Consider the following 18,075-nt stretch of genomic DNA (forward strand, 5'->3'; position numbering starts at 1 on the left):
TACCGCGTGACGCCCAGGAAGGACACGCCACCATGGCCGACAGCTCGTTCGACATCGTCAGCAAGATCGACCACCAGGAGGTCGCCAACGCCCTCAACAGCGCCTCGCGCGAGGTGGCGACGCGCTACGACTTCAAGAACGTCGGCGCCTCCATCGAGGCCAGCGGCGAGGACAAGGTGATCATCAAGGCCAACACCGAGGAGCGCGCCAACGCCGTCCTCGACGTCTTCCAGACCTGGCTGGTCAAGCGCAAGGTCTCGCTCAAGCACCTCGACGTCCCCGAGCGCGGCCCCCAGCTCTCCGGCAAGGAGTACCGCCTCGAGCTCGGCCTGCAGGAGGGCATCTCGCAGGAGAACGCCAAGAAGGTCGGCAAGATCATCCGCGACGAGGGGCCCAAGTCGGTCAAGTCCCAGATCCAGGGCGACGAGCTGCGCGTCACCAGCAAGTCGCGCGACGACCTCCAGGCAGTGCAGGCGCTGCTCAAGGGCAAGGACGACCTCGACTTCGCGATCCAGTTCACCAACTACCGCTGAGTCCTAGGCGCTGCCGGGCTCGGCCTCCATGGCCATGGTCGGACCACCCAGGTCGGGGAAGCGGATGACCGAGCCGTCGGTGTTGGGCGAGTCGTCCTCGGACCAGCTGTCGAGTGCGCTCGCCAGACCCAGCGCCAGCCCGGCCATCTCGTGGTCGCCGATGCCCACCCGGGAGGCGACCTCGCGAGCGTTGGCGGGACGGTCCGCGGGGTCCTTCGCCAGGCAGTCCCTCACGAGAGACGCGAGGTCCTCGGGGACACCGTCGGGCAGTGGCGGTGGCGGTTCGTTGACGTGGCTGAGGGCCGTCGCGACGGGGGTCCCCCTGTCGAACGGCCTGCTCCCCGAGAGCATCTCGTGCGCGACCACTCCGAGGGCGTAGAGGTCGCTGGCCCCCGTCGCGGCCTGGCCCAGGGCCTGCTCCGGGCTGAGGTAGTCCGGGGTGCCGAGCATCTCGCCGGCCCGGGTGTGGCCCGCGGCGTCGAGGGCCCGCGCGATCCCGAAGTCCGTCAGCTTCACGAGCCCGTCGGGGCGGACGAGGATGTTGGCCGGCTTCACGTCGCGGTGGATCACCCGCGCCTCGTGGGCGACGCCGAGCGCGAGGGCGGCCTGTCCGATGAGGGAGCGCACCTCCGCCGGGTCGAGCGGGGCGCGCCGCTTGAGGAGCAGGGACAGCGGTTCACCCTTGACGAGTTCCATGACGAGGAAGGCCAGACCGTCGTCCTCGCCGTAGTCGAACAAGGTCGCGATGTTGGTGTGCAGCAAGGCAGCCGAGTGCACGGCCTCGTCACGGAACCGGAGGGCGAAGAGCTCCTCGTGTCCGGTGTCGGGACGCATGACCTTCACTGCCACGGTGCGCTGCAGCACGGTGTCGGTGCCGGCCCAGACGTCGGCCATCCCGCCGGACGCGATCCGTGCACCGAGCACGTAACGACCGCCGAGCGTGTCACCCTCGTCGAGTCGGTTCATCCTGGGATGTCCATTCGTACCTCCGCAGACGGAGGTGAACGTCAACTGACATCGCAAAAGCCCTCGCCACCTGCGATGGTAGCCCCGAAACGGTCGGCATGGGCCACTGAGCGTCCGGCAATCAGCCCCCTGACCTGCGCAGACGCGCGACGAGCCGCGCTTCTCCAGGCCGAGCCTTGCCCCCAGACAGAGGTATGCCGCCGTGCCCCAGTGGGGCACGGCGGCATACCTGGCGGGGTGTTCCCCTCAGGGGAGGTGGATCGTGATCTCTCGCTGCTCACCGCGGCTCAGCGACACCGTGGTGGCGTCGGCCTCGGAGGTGGCCGAGTCGTACCAGGCCGTCTCGCCCTGGCCGTCCTCGGTGTACCGGGTCAACGCCAGGGTGAAGTCGCCCGGTGGCAGGTACGTCGAGCTGAAGGTGTTCCCGTTGTAGACGTCGAAGTCACCGATGTAGTCGCCCGACGTGGTGCGGATGATGCCCACCCAGTAGTCGGTCGTGGGCTGGCCATCGGCCGTGACGACGCTGCCGTTGATCCGGGCGCCGGGCTGCAGGACCGCGTCGTACGACGCCGTCCTGGTCGCCTTGACCCGCAGCGGGACAGCATCCTCCCGCTGGTCGGCGTTGCCCGACCACAGTGGCGCCAGCCCACCCCACTGGTTGGGCTCCACGAAGACCGTGTGATCGCCGGCTGGCACGCCGTAGATCGTGTACCTGCCGTCCGCATCGGTCTGCGCGTAGGTCGGCCCGTTCGGCCCACCGGCGCGCCCGCTATAGCCGCCGTCGATGCTGACGTAGGCACCCTCGACCGGCTGCCCCTGGTAGTCGGTGATCCGGCCCGAGATACGGCCGCCCGGCTTCAGCTGGACGTTGCGGACCTTCTTGGTCTGGCCCGCGCCGACGGTGATGAGGTCGGCTGATGCCTGTGAGGTCGCCTTGAACGCCCACGTGTCGCTGTAGGTGCGTGGCTGGGTGTAGACGCTCAGGACCACGGCGAAGTCACCCGCCGCGAGACCCTTGATGGTCCAGCGGCCGTCGGCGCCGCTGCACACCGGAACGGAGAACTCGGCGTACCGGCCCGCGTGGCCGGCGTACGCACCCGGACAGGCCTCCGGGATCGCAGCGCCCGACTTGGCGTCGACCGCGAGCCCGGTGATGACGGCACCCTTGGCGATTGACGCGTTGACAGTCGCCGGCGCACCCCTGTCGACGACAAAGGTCTGCGCTGAGCCGATGACCTGGGTGTCACCGGTGTACTCGCCGGCGTACCGCCCCTGCGGGTCGTAGATGGCGGCGATGTACTCGCCGGGCTCAGAGATGTCGATCGAGTACGTGCCGTCGGGGCCTGTGCAGCCCTCCCCTGCCTGCATCTTGTCGTCCGGGTTCTGCGTCGGCGTGAGCACCGCGACACAGGCACCCTCGACGGGACCGCCCGTCGCGTCGCTGGTCACTGTGCCCTGGACCTTGGCCGCGGCGAGGAACTGGTCGTCCACCCTGACGGAGTCACCCGCCGCGACCGTGAAGCGTGCCGCGTCTTCGCGCGACGTCTTGCCGTAGGCCCACTGGTACGCGGGCCATGAGTCGAAGTTGACGACATACTCGCCGGGCCGCACCAACGCGGTCCAGGCGCCGTCCTGGTCGGTATACGCGAACGCGGCGGTGGAGCCGTCGTCGGTGGAGCTCGAGATCGAGACGCTGGCCCCCTCCGCGGGCTGCCCGTCCGCACGGGTGAGTGTCCCCTGCAGGTGCCCGCCGGTGGCGAGGGCTGCGTCCACCGTGGCGGGTGCGGTGATGAGGTCTGCGTCCGCGTAGGACGTGGCGTCGTTGGCCCACTCGCCCACGTGCACGTCGTCATAGGCCTCGAACTCGACCTTGTAGCCGGCACCGGCGACCAGGCCGCCCACCGTCCAGGTGCCGTCCTCTGCCGTGCACGTCGAGGCGATGTAGGTGTCGGCCTCGTCGGTCATCGACACACAGGCCTGGAGCGGGGCTCCGGTGTCCTCGGCCGTGATCGTCCCGGACAGGCTCGAGTCACCGACCTCGTGGGCGTACTCGAGCGGGAAGTCGAGGTGGGCCGGGGCCTCGACGACTGCGGCCTCCTCGAACGAGCCGGCTCCGCCGCTCCACTGCCCCTTGTAGAGCGAGTCGAACGCGTAGGCCTCGACCTTGTAGCCGACGCCCGTGTCCACTCCCTCGGCGGTCCACTGACCGCTGTCGTCGGTGCAGCCCGACGCGATGAAGGAGTACCCGAGGTCGTAGACGCTCACGCACCCCTGCAGGCCCTCCCCCGTGGCTGCCGCCGTGATGGTCCCCGAGATGGTCGATGGTTCTGCTTGCGCGGGTGCGGCAAGGACCCCGGTTGCCAGCGCAGCCGCCAGCACGATCCCCCCGACCCGCCCGAATGCTGCGCGCATGAGCCGCTTGCCTTCCGCCGGTGTCTGTATGAACAAATCGGGCGGAACATAGCAGCGACCGTGGGCCGTCCGGTGGGTTCTAGACCAACTCCTTACCTGCCCACCGCCCGGCCCTGAGCAGGCGGCATACCTGCACTCTCGAACGGCAGCGGCCGGGCTCAGCCGAAGGTGGCCCGCGAGCGCAGCGCCTCGCGGAGCTCGGACTCGGCGTCGACCACGCTGCGTCGCACCCCCACGCTGAGTCCGCCGCCCTCCACTGCCGCAGCACTGAGCGCAGCCGTCGCCTCCTCCACGATCCGCGCGGGATAGGCGAGCGTCGCGACGCGGGCGATCGCGTCCTCCCCGACCCAGGCGGTCATGGCAGGGACCTCCGTGAAATAGCGCTCGGCATAGGGCCGCACGACGTCGAGGTCGTCGGCGAGCCAGAACCCCTGGGCCAGGGCGTTGAGCTCGTAGTTGGAGCGCGACCGGTTGGTCGTCAGCTCGTCCCAGGCCCAGGCCTTCGCGTCGGCCGACGGCATCGACGCGCTGGCGAACAGCGCGTTGAGGCGGCCCTGGAGCGTGTCGTCCTCGGCGCGCCGGCCCTCGACGAAGTCGCGGTCGACCAGGCCTCGGGAGGCGAGGTTGCGCACCGCGATCCAGCCGAAGTCCGAGTCCTCCTCCAGTCCCGCTGGTCGGTCCTTGCCCGCGGCCCAGGCGCGGAGCAGGGACTCGTCTGCCGTGGACCGGGCGACCGTGCGGGCCGCGACGAGGGCACGGGTCGATCCCGGGTCCGCCGATCTCAGCAGCTGTCCGGCGGCGTCGGCGACCACCTGCTCGGCCCAGGCGTGTTCGTCGGGCGGCAGGAAGGTCGGGACGAACCGGGCCAGGAGCGCCAGTGCGGTCCGGCTCAGCACCGAGTCGTTGTCCTCGGCCGGCCAGGCGTTTCCGAACGTCCGGACGAGGACCCGTGGGTCGACCGTGCCGAGGCAGACCCCGTCGAGGAGGGCGATCCACACCACGGCCCGGGCCTGCGTGTCGGGCACCGCCGCCAAGGCAGTCGGCACGGCGGCGACGGAAGCCGGGTCGAGGGTCACCGTGGCCCAGGTCAGGTCGGAGGCGTTCGGCACGACCAGCTCGGCAGCCGGCGCCTCGCGCAGCGCCTCGACGGTCGTGCGGTCCTGCGTCACGGTCACCGGGACGCGGAACACCTCGACGCCACGGGTGAACCCTGCGACATCCATCGTGTGCGGCCGGTCCGCCGCAAACCGTGGTGGCACGGCCCGGTCGACGACGCCCGTGCCCGGGTCGACCGAGAGCACGTCGAGGCCGGCCGTGAGCAGCCAGGCCCGGCTCCACGCCGAGAGCGACTGACCGGACGCCCGCTCCATGAAGCCCATGAAGTCCGCCAGCGTCCCGTTGCCGAACGAGTGCTCACGCAGGTAGGCCGACACCCCGGCGATGAACGCATCGTCACCGATGTGGGCGATCAGCTGGCGCAGCGTGGCCGCTCCCTTGGCGTACGAGATCCCGTCGAAGTCCTGCAGCGCCGCCTGGGTGTCCAGCGCGGCGGACCCGGCCACGGGGTGCGTCGAGGGGGTTCGCTCCGCGGCATACCCCCAGCCCTTGCGGGCCATCGTCGAGTCGATCCAGGCGTCGGTGAACTCCGTGGCCTCCACGCAGGTGCGGTGCGACATGTACTCGGCGAACGACTCGTTGAGCCAGAGGTCGTCCCACCACTGCATGGTGACGAGGTCGCCGAACCACATGTGCGCCATCTCGTGGGTGATCGTGTTGGTGCGGGACAGCACCTCGTCGCGCGCGGCAGCCCCCCGGAAGATCATCGTGTCCCGGAAGGTCACACAGCCCGGGTTCTCCATGGCTCCGGCGTTGAACTCCGGCACGAACACCTGGTGGTACTCCCCGAACGGATAGCGGATCCCGAAGAGCGAGTGGTAGTAGTCGAAGCTCGCCTTGGTCACCTCGAGCATCTGTGGCGCCTCTCGCTCGAGGTGCTCCCTGAGCGAGGCCCGCGCATGGATCCCGAGCGGTATGCCGTCGTGCTCGTCGCGCACGGAGGCGTAGGGACCAGCGCAGACCGTCACGAAATACGTTGCCAGTGGCTGGGTTTCGGCCAGCTCCCACCTCCCCGGACCCACCCGCGTGGCCGCACCGTTGCCGAGCACGATCCAGTGCTCGGGCGCGGTGACGGTGACGACGTAGGGCGCCTTGAGGTCGGGCTGGTCGAAGCAGGCGAACACCCGCGGGCCTGCGTCGAGGAACAGGTGGCCATAGACGTAGTGCTCACCGTCGGCCGGGTCGACCGCCCGGTGCAGCCCCTGACCGTCACGACTGAAGGCCATCAGCGTCTCTACCTCGAGGACGTTCTCGGCCGCGAGACCCGCGAGCTCGATGCGCCCGTCCCGGAGGCCTTCACCATCGACAGGGGTGCCGTTGAGCGTCAGCGACCGCAACTCCGAGGGATGGACGTCGAGGAAGGTGGAGCGCCCAGGAGTGTTGCAGGAGAACGAGATCCGAACTCGCGACTCGAAGCTTTCCTCCCCGCGGTCGAGGTCGAGATCGACCTCCATCCGCGTCACGTCGATGAGGGCAGAACGCTCTCGGGCGTCAGCCCGGGTGAGGGAAGGCATGTGACCGATTCAACCAGCAGCGCTTCTTGCCTGGTTCGGCCCTGTGCTGCCAATTTCCTACCGTTGAGTAACTTACCCACAGTAACAACAAAGGAGTTGTTTCGATGCGTTCTACCTTGAGCCGGGGACTGGCTGGGGCTGCCGCCCTTGCCACCGCTCTCACTGTTGTCGCCACCGCCGCACCGGCGAGCGCGGCCACCTCCCTCACCGCCGACACCCTCAACGACGGCCCCTTCAACTACGTAGCCCTGGGCGACAGCTACTCCGCCGGGGCGGGCATCCTGCCCATCGACTACTCGGCGTCGCCGCTCTGCGTCCGCACGACCAAGAACTACCCACGACTCATCGCGTCGGCCACGGGGGCATACCTCAAGGACGTCACGTGCACCGCGGCCGAGACCCGGCACTTCTACACCTCGCAGTACCTCGGCGTGCCGGCGCAGCTCAACGCCGTGAGGTCCGACGCCGACCTGGTCACCCTCACCATCGGTGGGAACGACAGCCAGGTCTTCCTCGGCGCGATCGTGACCTGCGGGACCAAGGGCATGCTGACCTTCGGCTTCGGCAGCCCGTGCAAGAACTGGTTCGGCAGCTACTACGACAACCTGATCGACACCAAGACCTACCCGGCCGTGAAGAAGGCCCTGCGCGACATCCACGCCAAGGCTCCCAACGCCGAGGTGGCCATCCTGGGATACCCCAACATCCTGCCGCCCACTCGGGGATGCTTCGCCCAGATGCCCATCGCCTACGGCGACGTTCCCTACGTCTACAACATCCAGGCGCACGTCAACGCGGTCATCAAGCGGGCTGCCGCCGAGACCGGCACCACCTTCGTCGACATGTCGGCGACCGGCCGTGACGCGTGCCAGCCGATCGGCACGCGCTGGGTCGAGCCGGTCCTGTTCGGCACCAACACCGTGCCGGTGCACCCGAACGCCCTCGGCGAGGCGGCGATGGCCCTGCGCGCGATGGCGGCCCTGGGTCTCTGACACTGCTGGGCCTCTGACACTGCACCGACCAACACCGTCGGTATGCCGCGTGGCCCGTGCGGGTGACCACGCGGCATACCGTCCCCGCCGCTCTCTCATGCAAAAGGCGAGTTAGCGCCGCGATCCGGCGGCGCTAACTTCCGCCTGGGGACCCTTCGGGCCCTGCGTGATGTCGAACTCCACGCGCTGTGCCTCGTCGAGCGAGCGGTAGCCGCCGGACTCGATCGCGCTGTAGTGCACGAAGACGTCGGCGCCGCCGCCGTCCTGCTCGATGAAGCCGAAGCCCTTCTCAGCGTTGAACCACTTCACTGTTCCCTGTGCCATGGGATAACTCTTTTCCTAATTGGCCGATGTGGCCGCGGATGCGGACCACCAGCTGCGACATCACCACGACACGGAATACACCGCTTAAAGAAAAGGCCCGCGCTTGGCGGGCCCACTCACACGAGGAACTGCAACTGCAGCCATCGTAACGCGTATCGGCCAGACTTTCATTCCCAGCCCCCCGCGAGTCTTGCGAAGAGGTCGTCCAGACCCCGTCGCCGAGCACGCGGAGGGCCTTCTCTCAGCGCTGACGGAACCCGGAGGCCTGGGCCTCGAGCCGGGCGATCCGCTCGGTCATCGGGGGGTGGGTGGAGAAGAAGCGCGACACGTCCTGGGGGCGGAACGGGTTGGCGATCATCATGTGGCTGGAGTTCTGGATGGCCGGGGTCGGCTGCAGCGGGGCGTTGGCGACCCCCGTCTCGAGCTTGCGCAGTGCCGACGCGAGCGCCAGCGGGTCGCCGGTGAGGGTGGCGCCGTCCTCGTCCGCGTCGTACTCGCGGGTCCGGCTGATCGCCATCTGGATCATCATCGCGGCGAACGGCGCGAGCAGGGCCATGGCCAGCATCGCGATCGGGTTGGGACGATCCTCGTCGTTGCCGCCACCGCCGAACATGCCTGCGAACATGAGCATCTGGGCCACCGAGGTGATCACACCGGCGACCGCGGCAGCCACCGAGCCGGTGAGGATGTCGCGGTTGTAGACGTGCATCAGCTCGTGCCCGAGGACCCCGCGCAGCTCACGCTCGTCGAGCAGTCCCAGGATGCCCTCAGTGCAGCACACGGCGGCGTTCTCGGGGTTGCGGCCGGTGGCGAAGGCGTTGGGCGCCGCGGTGGGGCTGATGTAGAGCTTGGGCATCGGCTTGCCTGCGGCGGTGGAGAGCTCGCGGACGATGCGGTACATCCCGGGCGCCTGGGCCTCACTGACCGGGTAGGCGTGCATCGCCTTGATCGCGAGCTTGTCGGAGTTCCAGTAGCCGTAGGCGGTCATGCCGACGCCGAGCAGGGCGAACAGCCAGATGAAGGCGGGACTGCCGGTAGAACTGGCGATGACGCCGCCGATGGCCAGGAGGAGGGCGAAGATGCCGCCGAAGAGGGCTGCGGTCTTGAGCCCGTTGAAATGGTTGTGCATGTCTGCCTCAACGCTCCCTTCCGTGCTCGCGTTCCCGATCCAGCGCCGTCCCGGCGCCATCCCAGCGCTGCTCCAGCGCTGCTCCAGCGCTGTCGGCGTGGCCCTCAGCCCAGCAGGCCGAACAGCAGCTGGGGCATCACGCTGGTGGCCACGAGCGCGAGTCCGGCCAGCACCAGGGCGGCGAGCGCGGGACGCGGGATCCTGCGGATGACGGGCCGGGCAGGGCCCTCCTCGGGGTCGCGCAGCAGCACGGCGAACCAGCGCAGGTAGACCGCGACGCCGATCACCGCGTTGAGGACGGCGACCACGGCCAGCGCCCACTGCCCCTCCCCGACCACGGGCCGCAGGGCCACCACCTTGGCGATGAGGCCGACCACCCCCGGCGGGAGGCCGGCCAGCGAGAGCAGCGCGAGACCCAGCGCTCCACCCAGCAGCGGGTGGGCCCGCAGCAAACCGGTGTATGCCGTGAGCGTGCGTCCGAGGTCCACGGCGCCACGAAGGCGCGGGGTCGAGGTCACGACGTGCACCACGACGAACGCGACCAGCGTGGCAATCACATAGGCCAGCAGGTAGCCACCTGACGCGGCCGCGGCCCGATCGTTGAGGGCAGACAGCGGCAGCACCACCCACCCCGCCTGGGCGACCGTGGACCACGCCAGCAGTCGCACGGGGTCGTCCTGGACGAGGGCGAGGACGTTGCCGAGGGTCATCGACACCGCGGTGAGAATGCCGACGCCCACGATGACCGGGGCACCGGCCCCCACGAGGGCCTGGACGACGACCAGCAGAGCGGCCAGCGCCGCCACCTTGGAGGTGGCTGCGAGGAAGGCTGCCACCGGCTCGGTGGACCCGGCGTAGGCCTGCGGCGTCCAGACGTGGAAGGGCACGAGGCTGAGCTTGAAGCCCAGACCTGCGAGCAGCAGCAGGGCCGCGAGGAGCAGTACGACCCGTCGCTCCGGCTCGGCGAGCGCATCGGCGGCGGCACCCGGCGCGAACACCGCCTCGCCGGTCGACACCAGCCACAGGGCGGCGCCGAGGACGACCATCGCGAACGACACCAGGGACGTGGTCAGCAGGGCGAGGGCCCCGCGCCCGGCCGGTGCGTCGCCGCGCAGCGCGACCAGTGCGATGGCGGGCAGGGTCGCGAGCTCGAGGCAGACCAGCCAGGAGCCGAGGTCGTGGGCCGCGGCCACCCCTGCGGCGCCGGCCGTGGCCGCCAGGACCAGGGACACGAGGACAGCCGGGCCGCCCCGCAGGTGCTCTCGCGGATCGGTGCCCGGCCAGCTCAGCAGGAGCACTACGAGCGCGGACCCGAGGGCGCCGAGCTGCAGGGCGCTGGCGAGCGGCCCGGCTTCGAAGAGGCAGGCGCCGTCGGGGGCCGGCAGGCAGAGCGTGCGGAGTGGGTCGTCGCCCGCCCGCAGGGCGCCGGGGACGGCCAGGGCGATGCCTGCAGCGAGGGCCAGCAGGCCCATGGCGGCGTGCAACCGGACCAGGCGCGGGGCGATGACGTCCAGGACCAGCACGGCCACCGCACCGAGGGCCGGGACGAGCACCGGCCCGAGCACCGACCAGTCGAAGCTCACCAGGCTGGTCGCGGCGGGCATCGTCGTGGACACGGCCGCCACCGCTACGGTCGTGGCGATCATGGTGCGGCCCCGATGATCGTGGTCACCGCGTCGCCCGTCATGGCCAGCAGGGGTCCGGGTGCGATCCCGAGCACCAGCACCCCCAGCACGAGGACGGCGATGACGTCCCACTCGCTGTCGCGGCTGTCGTCGATGACGGGCGTCGTGCGCTCCCCCGCCCACACGGTGCGCGCGACGCGCAGCGCGTAGGCGGCCGCGAGGACCGTGCCGACCGCGGCGACGACGGCCAGGGTGCGGAACAGCCCTTCGGGACGGTCGGCGGCGGGCGACCACGCGGCATACACGCTGAGGAACTCGCCCCAGAAACCCGCCAGGCCGGGCAGGCCGAGAGAGGCGGCCAGTCCGAGGAGGAGGGCGAACCCGAGCCGCGGGGTGACCTCGCGCAGGGCGGCGCGGGCGGTCTCGAGGTCGGCGCTTCCCCACCGCTCCTTGAGCCCGCCGACGACGACGAACAGGAGGGCCGAGATGACGCCGTGGGCGACGTTGGCGAACAGGGCCGCCTGAAGCCCGGTGCGGGTGCCGCTGGACAGGCCGAGGACGACGAACCCCATGTGGGCGACCGAGGAGTAGGCGATGAGCCGCTTGAGGTCGCGTTCGACGAGGCAGGCCAGCCCTCCCCAGAGGATGCCGACGGCCCCGAGGACGGCCAGCACCGGCGCGACCCTGGCGAAGCCGTCGGGGACCGAGGCGAGTGGCAGCCGGACCAGGCCGTAGGTGCCCATCTTGAGCAGGACGGCCGCCAGCAGGACCGACCCGGCGGTCGGAGCCGTGGTGTGCGCCGGTGGGAGCCAGGTGTGCACCGGGAAGACCGGCACCTTGACCGCGAGCCCGGCGACGAGGAGAGCCGCAACGAGGGTCTGGGTGCCGACGGGTATGCCGTGGCCGCCACCTTGGGCGAGGACGTCGAGGTCGGACGTGCCCGCCTTGGCGACCAGCGCCAGGATGCCGACGAGCATCAGGGTCGAGCCGAACGCGGTGTAGAGGACGAACCGGCCCCCGGCGTCGGCGCGGGCGTCGGCGTCGTGGGCGTCGCCGAACCGGGTGATGAGGACCCACATGGGCACGAGGACGAGCTCGAAGGCGACGAAGAACAGGACCGCGTCGCGGGCGTAGAAGGTCGCCAGCGCGCCGAACTCGACGAGGAGCAGGCAGGCGTGGAAGGCGGCGGTCGTGCCGCCCTGGGGCGGCCGGTCGAGGGTGTGGAGCACCACGCCGACACCGAGGATCGCGGTGAGCAGCAACAGCGGTGCACTGATGCCGTCGACGGCGAGCTGCCAGCGCAGACCGAGCGAGGGGACCCAGGCGCGGTCGACCGTGGGACGCACGATCACGGCCACGATCACCGCGGCCAGCGTGACCACGCTCGCGGCGCTGGCCAGGAGGTTGGCGGAGCGGTGGGAGACGGCGCGGCCACCGGCGAGCAGCCAGACGGCGACCGCTGCCGGGACGACGAGGCTGACCAGGATCACCACAGCGTCACCCCCGCGAGGGCGACGGCAACCACACCGGCGACGACCCAGGCCAACCCGGAGGCCGCGCGTTCGGCGCGGTGGGCCCGCTGTCCACCCGTGCCGCCGAGCCGGGTTGCCGCGGCCGCACCGCGCACGTAGGCGTCGACGACCTCGCGGTCGAGGAAGACCACGAGGTGCGCGAGCGCGACGACGGGCCGGGCGACGTAGTCGACATAGAGCCGGTCGACCCCAAAACCGTTGTCGAACGACGGGATCCGGGCACCGACGACCCGCACGGCCGGATCCGCACCGCCGGCGAGCGAACGCACGGCCAGCCCGGCTCCGACGATCAGCAGGACGCTGAGCAGCGCCACGAGCCACCCGATGTGACCGCCGAGGTCCAGCAGCGGCGTGAAGACGACCAGCCCACCGACGACGGTCAGGATGGTCAGGACCGTCACCGCCGCGCTCACGGGGAAGCTGGCGGTGTCGGCCTCGTGGCGCGCGATGTCGGCGGAGGCGAGGTCGTCCAGGACGATCCACGCGCGCATGCAGTAGGCCGCGGTGAGGACGACGGTCATAAGGCCCGCGAGCAGGACGATCCACGCGCGCGCCTGTCCGTCGGCCGCCCCTGCCTCGGCCGCAGCGAGGACGTGCTCCTTGGAGACGAACCCGACGAGCGGAGGCACCCCGGCGAGGGCCAGCAGCCCGACGAACATCGCCGGGCGGATGAACAGGTGACCGCGCAGGCCGCCGCGCATCGTCGCGGCCGCCGTGCCCCCGACCGTCACGCTCAGCCAGCCGATCGCGAGGAAGAGCAGGGCCTTGAAGAACGCGTGCGAGTAGAGGTGCAACACGCCGGCGCCCGGACCCTCGTCGACGGGGGCGACCGCCAGGGCGGAGAGCATCAGGGCAACCTGGCTGAGGGTCGAGTAGGCGAGCAGCCGCTTGAGGTCGCTTTGCCCGAACGCCAGCCCGGCGGCATACACCATCGTCACGGCGGTGCTGAGCGCGAGGACCCAGCGCGCGCCCTCACTGGCCGCGAGGACGTCGAACAGCTGTGCGAGGACGAACGTGCCGGCCGCGACCATGGTCGCCGCGTGGATGAGGGCGGACGCGGGGGTCGGGCCCTCCATCGCGTCGGGGAGCCAGTCGTGGAACGGCACCATGCCGGACTTGCCGAGGATGCCGATCACGAGCAGCACCATGGCAGCGGTGCGCAGGGTCGCGTTCGGTGCGAGGCACGCGCCCCCGTCCGGGCAGTCCGTCGCGGCCCAGGCCTGGAGCACCTGGGGGTATGCCGTGGAGCCGGCTCCCGCCGCGAGGATCACCACCCCGAGCACGAAGCCGACGTCCGCGAGGCGGGTGACGAGGAAGGCCTTGAGCGCGGCGCGACGGGCGGACTCCTTGCGGCTCCAGTGACCGATGAGCAGGTAGGAGCACCAGCCCATCACCTCCCAGCCCACGAGGGTGAGCACGAGGTCGGCGGACTGGACGGATAGGAGCATGCCTGCCGTGAACAGTGAGACCGTGGCGGCGAAGATGCCGTAGCGGTCGTCCTCGCGCAGGTACCAGCCGGCGAAGGCCTGCACCGCCCAGCCGACGATCGCCACGACCAGCGCGATGAGGGCGGTCGCGGCAGTTGCCTGCAGCTGCAACGGGATTCGCAGCTCCCCCGCGTCGAGGGCGGGGATCGTGTGGACGATGGTCACCCTCGACGAGCCGTGCACGGCGACCACTTGGAGCAGGGCCGCGACGACCGCGAGCAGGGAGGCCCCGACGGCGACGAGGCGGGCCGCGCGGGGGTCGGCACGGCGGGCCAGCAGCAGCACGACGAGGGCCGTGACGGCCGGGATGAGGACGACGAACCGGGCAGCCGCGGCGCTCATGACCTCACCTCGTCCGCCCCGTCGCTGATCGGCTCGTTGAGATCGATGTCGCCGCGCAGCCGGTAGACCGCGAGGACCACGGCGAGCGCCACGACGACCTCCGCGGCCGCGATCGTGATCACGAACAGCGTAAGCACGTTGCCCGCGGCCCAGCGGTCGCCACCCGCGGCGGCGACGGAGACGAGGAGCACGTTGGCGGCATTGAGGATGAGCTCGACCCCGATCAGGACGAGCACGGCGTTGCGCCGCGCCAACACGCCGTACGCCCCGATGCCGGCGAGCACGGCGGCGAGCAGGTAGGGCCCCGCGAGGTGGATCATGCGGACTCCTGAGCGGCCTGGTCGGAGCCTGCCTGGTCTCCGGCACGGTCGGCGGCACTGTCGGCGGCACGGTCGGGGCGGGTCATCCGCGACACCGCCATGGCGGCGATCAGGGCGACCAGCAGCAGGAGGGACAGGACCTCGAAGGGCCACACCCAGGTGCCGAAGAGCTGCTCAGCGACCTGCGTGGTCGAGCTCTCCTGGCGCTCGACGGCCGGACCCGCGATGGGGAGGAGGGCGGCAGCCAGCAGCGCGGTGATGCCGGCCCCCAGCACTGCCGCGAGCACCCGGTGCAGGCGGCTGGTGCTGATCTCGCGGTTGGGCCCGATGGGCGCGCGGGTCAGCATGAGGGCGAACAGCACGAGCACGACGATCGCGCCGACATAGACCAGCAGCTGCACGAGCGCCACGAACTCCGCGCCCAGGACGAGGTAGCAGCCGGCCACGGCTCCGAGGCAGACCACCAGCCACAGGGCGGCATGGACGACGTGGCGCGTCGTCACGGCGAGCAGCGCGCTGGCGGCGGTGATCAGCCCGACCGCGGCAAAGGCCAGGTCCAGAGCCGTCATTCCCCGGTCTCCGGCGCTGACTCCGACCCAGTCGGAGTGACCCGGGCGGGGGCAGGGCGGGTCGGCGTGGAGCGCACCAGCCGACCGGGTCGGGTCGTGGCTCCGATCTCCGCGGGTTCGGCCGAGTGCTCGTCGAGCGCCGAGGGTGGCGGCACGGTGGGCATCCACTGGCCGAGCCGGTCCTTCTCATGCAGGAGGTCACGGATGTCCAGCTCGGCGTACTCGAACTCCGGGCTCCAGTGCAGCGCGTCGAACGGGCAGACCTCGATGCAGATGCCGCAGTACATGCAGAGGCTGAAGTCGATGGCGAACCGGTCGAGGACGTTGCGCTGGCGCTCACGCCCACCGGGGGTCGTGGCGGGAATCGTCTCCTTGTGCGAGTCGATGTAGATGCACCAGTCGGGGCACTCGCGGGCGCAGAGCATGCACGAGGTGCAGTTCTCCTCCAGGAGCGCGATGACGCCGCGGCTGCGGGGCGGCAGGTGCGGCTGCGCGTCGGGGTACTCAGCGGTGTGGGTCGGCCTGGCCATGGTCCGGGCCGTGACGGCCAGGCCCTTGAGGATGCCGGGTATGCCGATCCCGCCCGGCTTCTTCGCCTCTTCACTCATGACCATGGCTCGCTTCCGCGCTTGCTCCGGGCCTCGCTCGTACCTCGCTCGTACCTCGCTCGTGTCCTCGCCTCGCTGTCCGCTTCACGTCGTGGTCACCACCCAGACACCAGTGATGGCAAGTTGGGCCAGCGCCAGCGGGACCAGGACCAGCCAGGCCAGCCGCTGCAGCTGGTCCTCGCGCAGGCGGGGCCAGGCGACCCGCAGCCAGATCACGACCACCGCGATGCAGAACCCCTTGAGCAGGGTCCACAGCCAGCCGAGCTGGTCGCTGAAGAGCCCCTGCCAGCCGCCGAGGTAGAGCACCGCGAAGAGGAGCGACATCACGACGATCCCGGCGTACTCACCCAGCAGGAAGAACGCGAACCGCAGGCCGGTGTACTCGGTGTAGGCGCCGAAGACGATCTCCGAGTCGGCCACCGGCATGTCGAACGGCGGCCGCTGGAGCTCGGCGACGGCCGACACGAGGAACACGATGGCTCCCGGCAGCTGGAAGACCAGCCACCAGGGAGACCAGGCGGCAGCGATCCCGGACAGCGACAGCGAACCGGCCGCGAGGCAGACGCTGGCGACGGCGAGCACCATCGGCAGCTCGTAGGAGAGCAGCTGCGCCGCGGCACGCATCGCGCCCAGCAGCGAGTACTTGTTGGCGCTGGCCCAGCCAGCCATGAGGGTGCCGAGGATGCCCACCGCGGTCACCGCGAGGACGAACACCGCCGACGCTGGAAGGTCTGCGGCGACCAGGTCGGGGCTGAGCGGAATCGCTGCCAGCGCAACGAGATAGGGCACCAGGGCGACTGCCGGCGCGAACCGGAAGATCCGCTTGTCCGCAGCGGCAGGCGTGATGTCCTCTTTCTGCACGAACTTGAGCCCGTCGGCCACCAGCTGCGCCCACCCGTGGAAGCCACCGGCATACATCGGGCCGAGCCGGCCCTGCATGTGGGCCATCACCTTGTGCTCGGTCTGGCCCACGAGGAGCGGCAGCACGAGGAAGGCAGCCAGCACCCCCACCGCCCGCAACGTCACCTCGACGGCGTCGCTCATCGCGGCCCCCACTCGGGGTCGGGCACGCCGGGGGCGGACACCCGGCGCCGACCAGTCGGCCTGGCGTGCTCGGACTCGCCCGGCTCCTTGGCCCCCGGCCACGGCTTGGAGGCCCGAGCCGCGAGCACGAACGACTTGCGCAGGGGCGTGCCCTCGAACCCGTCGGGAAGCAGCAGCGGGCGCAGACCCAGGCCGGTGCCGTCGTCGAAACCCTCGAAGTCGAGACCGAACATCTCGTGCGTCTCGCGCTCGTGCCACGCCACCCCGCGGAACACGCCGGTCAGGCTGCCCAGGCTGGCGCCATTCGGAACGCGAGTGCGAAACAGCTTGCGCCGCAACGCCCCTGGCGAGGACCCGTCCATGAGGTGACACACGACGTCGAGGCCCGGGGCCAGCGCGTCGTCGCTCTGGTCGACCGCCGTGAGCCAGTCGAAGAAGGTGTAGGCCGCGTCGCGGGCCGCGGCGATCGTCGCCACCCAGTCGGCGGGGTCGACCTCGGCGCGCTCGAGGGCACTGGGGTCGCTCGCGGGCTTTGGGTCGCTCACGCGGCTCGGGCCGCTCACGAGGCGTCCTTGGTCGGGGGCTGCACCAACGGTCGCTTGACCTCGCCCGCTGACGCGAGGCGGTGCCCGGCATACTTCGCGCGAATTCCTTTGGTGGACAGGGTCTCTGCTGCGATCTTCTCCTGCAGCTTGAGGATGCCCTGGAGGAGCGCCTCGGGTCGGGGCGGGCAGCCGGGGACGTAGACGTCCACCGGGATGATGGTGTCGACACCCTTGGTGACGGAGTAGGAGTCCCAGTAGGGGCCGCCGGAGTTGGAGCAGGCACCGAAAGAGATGACGTACTTGGGCTCGGGCATCTGGTCGTAGAGCCGTCGGACGGCCGGAGCCATCTTGTCGGTCACGGTGCCCGACACGACCATGAGATCGGCCTGCCGCGGACCGGGGGCAAACGGGATGACACCGAGCCTGATGAAGTCGTGCCGGGCCATCGAGGCGGCGATGAACTCGATCGCACAGCACGCGAGGCCGAAGTTGAAGACCCAGAGCGAGTAGCGGCGTCCCCAGTTGAGCACCACCCGGATCGGCTGCGGCGCGAGGTCGGTGGCGGGACCGACCCGGGGCATGGGCAGGGGGGTCGTCGCCATCACAGCCACCTCAGCAGGCCGCGCCGTGCCGCGTGGACGAGTCCCACGAGCAGGATCCCGATGAACACCGCGATCTCGAGCAGCGACACCGCCCCCAGGTTGCTCCGGACGACGAGGGCCCAGGGAAACAGGTAGACGGCGTCGACCGCGAAGATGACGTAGAGGAAGGCGTAGACGAAGTAGCGCACCTGGGTCTGGGCCCAGTCCCGACCGACCGGATCGACCCCGGACTCGTAGGTCGTCAGCTTCGCCCGGGTCGGGGCCTTCGGAGCCAGCAGTGCCCGGGCGCCCATCGCGGCCACGAAGAGCAGCAGGCCGACGGCGACCACTGCGGCGATGACGACGTAGGGCGACACGGTTGGCAGCCTAGTGGCCCTCCTCTGCGAGGGGGTGTTGCGCCGGGTCGTGGGCATTT

The 18,075-nt window shown here is 70.5% G+C and carries 17 protein-coding genes; 2 read left to right on the forward strand and 15 right to left on the reverse strand.

What is annotated here, in order from left to right; translation table 11 throughout:
* The first annotated feature begins 32 nt into the window (after window positions 1–32).
* A complete protein-coding gene (locus AC1DYG_RS07700; RefSeq protein WP_477639267.1) occupies window positions 33–533 on the forward strand; it encodes a YajQ family cyclic di-GMP-binding protein in 501 nt (166 codons plus the stop codon).
* 3 nt (window positions 534–536) lie between these two features.
* Here the strand turns inward: AC1DYG_RS07700 and AC1DYG_RS07705 are convergent, their stop codons facing one another.
* The 3 genes from AC1DYG_RS07705 to pepN form a co-directional block, all read right to left on the reverse strand.
* Window positions 537–1,499 (reverse strand): serine/threonine-protein kinase, encoded by a 963-nt coding sequence (locus tag AC1DYG_RS07705; RefSeq protein ID WP_477639268.1) that lies wholly within the window; start codon window positions 1,497–1,499, stop codon window positions 537–539.
* Between the two features lie 246 nt (window positions 1,500–1,745).
* The gene (locus AC1DYG_RS07710) at window positions 1,746–3,911 is read right to left on the reverse strand and encodes an MSCRAMM family protein (RefSeq protein WP_477639269.1); all 2,166 of its coding nucleotides are present in this window, start codon (window positions 3,909–3,911) and stop codon (window positions 1,746–1,748) included.
* Between the two features lie 158 nt (window positions 3,912–4,069).
* Entirely contained in the window at window positions 4,070–6,541 is a 2,472-nt protein-coding gene (gene pepN, locus AC1DYG_RS07715; protein WP_477639270.1) for an aminopeptidase N, read from the reverse strand.
* Between the two features lie 104 nt (window positions 6,542–6,645).
* On the opposite strand from pepN, the gene AC1DYG_RS07720 reads away from it, so the two are divergent.
* Window positions 6,646–7,533, forward strand: coding sequence for an SGNH/GDSL hydrolase family protein (locus AC1DYG_RS07720; RefSeq protein WP_477639271.1), 888 nt, complete (start codon window positions 6,646–6,648; stop codon window positions 7,531–7,533).
* 111 nt (window positions 7,534–7,644) lie between these two features.
* On the opposite strand, the gene AC1DYG_RS07725 is transcribed toward AC1DYG_RS07720, so the two are convergent.
* The 12 genes from AC1DYG_RS07725 to AC1DYG_RS07780 form a co-directional block, all read right to left on the reverse strand.
* Window positions 7,645–7,857 carry a cold-shock protein gene (locus AC1DYG_RS07725; RefSeq protein WP_477639272.1) on the reverse strand — a complete coding sequence of 71 codons (213 nt, stop codon included), beginning with the start codon at window positions 7,855–7,857 and terminating at the stop codon, window positions 7,645–7,647.
* A gap of 241 nt (window positions 7,858–8,098) precedes the next feature.
* Window positions 8,099–8,986: a zinc metalloprotease HtpX gene (gene htpX / locus AC1DYG_RS07730; protein ID WP_477639273.1), complete on the reverse strand. Its 888-nt coding sequence runs from the start codon at window positions 8,984–8,986 to the stop codon at window positions 8,099–8,101.
* Window positions 8,987–9,090: 104 nt separating this feature from the next.
* On the reverse strand, window positions 9,091–10,632 hold the full coding sequence (locus AC1DYG_RS07735; RefSeq protein ID WP_477639274.1) for a proton-conducting transporter transmembrane domain-containing protein: 1,542 nt from the start codon (window positions 10,630–10,632) through the stop codon (window positions 9,091–9,093).
* Window positions 10,629–12,104, reverse strand: a complete 1,476-nt coding sequence (locus AC1DYG_RS07740) for a complex I subunit 4 family protein (RefSeq protein ID WP_477639275.1) — start codon at window positions 12,102–12,104, stop codon at window positions 10,629–10,631. Before AC1DYG_RS07740 ends, AC1DYG_RS07735 begins: the two co-directional genes overlap by 4 nt.
* On the reverse strand, window positions 12,098–13,972 hold the full coding sequence (locus tag AC1DYG_RS07745) for an NADH-quinone oxidoreductase subunit 5 family protein (RefSeq protein ID WP_477639276.1): 1,875 nt from the start codon (window positions 13,970–13,972) through the stop codon (window positions 12,098–12,100). Before AC1DYG_RS07745 ends, AC1DYG_RS07740 begins: the two co-directional genes overlap by 7 nt.
* Window positions 13,969–14,292, reverse strand: a complete 324-nt coding sequence (gene nuoK / locus AC1DYG_RS07750; RefSeq protein ID WP_477639277.1) for an NADH-quinone oxidoreductase subunit NuoK — start codon at window positions 14,290–14,292, stop codon at window positions 13,969–13,971. Before nuoK ends, AC1DYG_RS07745 begins: the two co-directional genes overlap by 4 nt.
* On the reverse strand, window positions 14,289–14,861 hold the full coding sequence (locus AC1DYG_RS07755; RefSeq protein ID WP_477639278.1) for an NADH-quinone oxidoreductase subunit J family protein: 573 nt from the start codon (window positions 14,859–14,861) through the stop codon (window positions 14,289–14,291). The genes nuoK and AC1DYG_RS07755 overlap by 4 nt, the downstream gene beginning before the upstream one ends.
* Entirely contained in the window at window positions 14,858–15,469 is a 612-nt protein-coding gene (locus AC1DYG_RS07760; protein WP_477639279.1) for a NuoI/complex I 23 kDa subunit family protein, read from the reverse strand. Before AC1DYG_RS07760 ends, AC1DYG_RS07755 begins: the two co-directional genes overlap by 4 nt.
* A gap of 84 nt (window positions 15,470–15,553) precedes the next feature.
* The gene (nuoH, locus tag AC1DYG_RS07765) at window positions 15,554–16,513 is read right to left on the reverse strand and encodes an NADH-quinone oxidoreductase subunit NuoH (protein WP_477639280.1); all 960 of its coding nucleotides are present in this window, start codon (window positions 16,511–16,513) and stop codon (window positions 15,554–15,556) included.
* Window positions 16,510–17,076 carry an NADH-quinone oxidoreductase subunit C gene (locus AC1DYG_RS07770; RefSeq protein ID WP_477639281.1) on the reverse strand — a complete coding sequence of 189 codons (567 nt, stop codon included), beginning with the start codon at window positions 17,074–17,076 and terminating at the stop codon, window positions 16,510–16,512. The genes nuoH and AC1DYG_RS07770 overlap by 4 nt, the downstream gene beginning before the upstream one ends.
* Window positions 17,073–17,660 carry an NADH-quinone oxidoreductase subunit B gene (locus tag AC1DYG_RS07775; protein ID WP_477639282.1) on the reverse strand — a complete coding sequence of 196 codons (588 nt, stop codon included), beginning with the start codon at window positions 17,658–17,660 and terminating at the stop codon, window positions 17,073–17,075. The genes AC1DYG_RS07770 and AC1DYG_RS07775 overlap by 4 nt, the downstream gene beginning before the upstream one ends.
* Window positions 17,660–18,016 (reverse strand): NADH-quinone oxidoreductase subunit A, encoded by a 357-nt coding sequence (locus AC1DYG_RS07780; protein WP_477617950.1) that lies wholly within the window; start codon window positions 18,014–18,016, stop codon window positions 17,660–17,662. Before AC1DYG_RS07780 ends, AC1DYG_RS07775 begins: the two co-directional genes overlap by 1 nt.
* Between the last annotated feature and the right edge of the window lie 59 nt (window positions 18,017–18,075).

It is taken from the genome of Pedococcus sp. P1_H8 (genome assembly GCF_056405175.1).

What these genes read in the sequence shown, in the direction of transcription:
- AC1DYG_RS07760 (WP_477639279.1), bottom strand. Translation starts at nt 15,469, where the DNA reads ATGAGTGAAGAGGCGAAGAAGCCGGGCGGGATCGGCATACCCGGCATC.
- AC1DYG_RS07700 (WP_477639267.1), top strand. Translation starts at nt 33, where the DNA reads ATGGCCGACAGCTCGTTCGACATCGTCAGCAAGATCGACCACCAGGAG.
- AC1DYG_RS07775 (WP_477639282.1), bottom strand. Translation starts at nt 17,660, where the DNA reads ATGGCGACGACCCCCCTGCCCATGCCCCGGGTCGGTCCCGCCACCGAC.
- AC1DYG_RS07720 (WP_477639271.1), top strand. Translation starts at nt 6,646, where the DNA reads ATGCGTTCTACCTTGAGCCGGGGACTGGCTGGGGCTGCCGCCCTTGCC.
- nuoK (WP_477639277.1), bottom strand. Translation starts at nt 14,292, where the DNA reads ATGATCCACCTCGCGGGGCCCTACCTGCTCGCCGCCGTGCTCGCCGGC.
- AC1DYG_RS07735 (WP_477639274.1), bottom strand. Translation starts at nt 10,632, where the DNA reads ATGATCGCCACGACCGTAGCGGTGGCGGCCGTGTCCACGACGATGCCC.
- pepN (WP_477639270.1), bottom strand. Translation starts at nt 6,541, where the DNA reads ATGCCTTCCCTCACCCGGGCTGACGCCCGAGAGCGTTCTGCCCTCATC.
- nuoH (WP_477639280.1), bottom strand. Translation starts at nt 16,513, where the DNA reads ATGAGCGACGCCGTCGAGGTGACGTTGCGGGCGGTGGGGGTGCTGGCT.
- AC1DYG_RS07705 (WP_477639268.1), bottom strand. Translation starts at nt 1,499, where the DNA reads ATGAACCGACTCGACGAGGGTGACACGCTCGGCGGTCGTTACGTGCTC.
- AC1DYG_RS07710 (WP_477639269.1), bottom strand. Translation starts at nt 3,911, where the DNA reads ATGCGCGCAGCATTCGGGCGGGTCGGGGGGATCGTGCTGGCGGCTGCG.
- AC1DYG_RS07755 (WP_477639278.1), bottom strand. Translation starts at nt 14,861, where the DNA reads ATGACGGCTCTGGACCTGGCCTTTGCCGCGGTCGGGCTGATCACCGCC.
- htpX (WP_477639273.1), bottom strand. Translation starts at nt 8,986, where the DNA reads ATGCACAACCATTTCAACGGGCTCAAGACCGCAGCCCTCTTCGGCGGC.
- AC1DYG_RS07745 (WP_477639276.1), bottom strand. Translation starts at nt 13,972, where the DNA reads ATGAGCGCCGCGGCTGCCCGGTTCGTCGTCCTCATCCCGGCCGTCACG.
- AC1DYG_RS07725 (WP_477639272.1), bottom strand. Translation starts at nt 7,857, where the DNA reads ATGGCACAGGGAACAGTGAAGTGGTTCAACGCTGAGAAGGGCTTCGGC.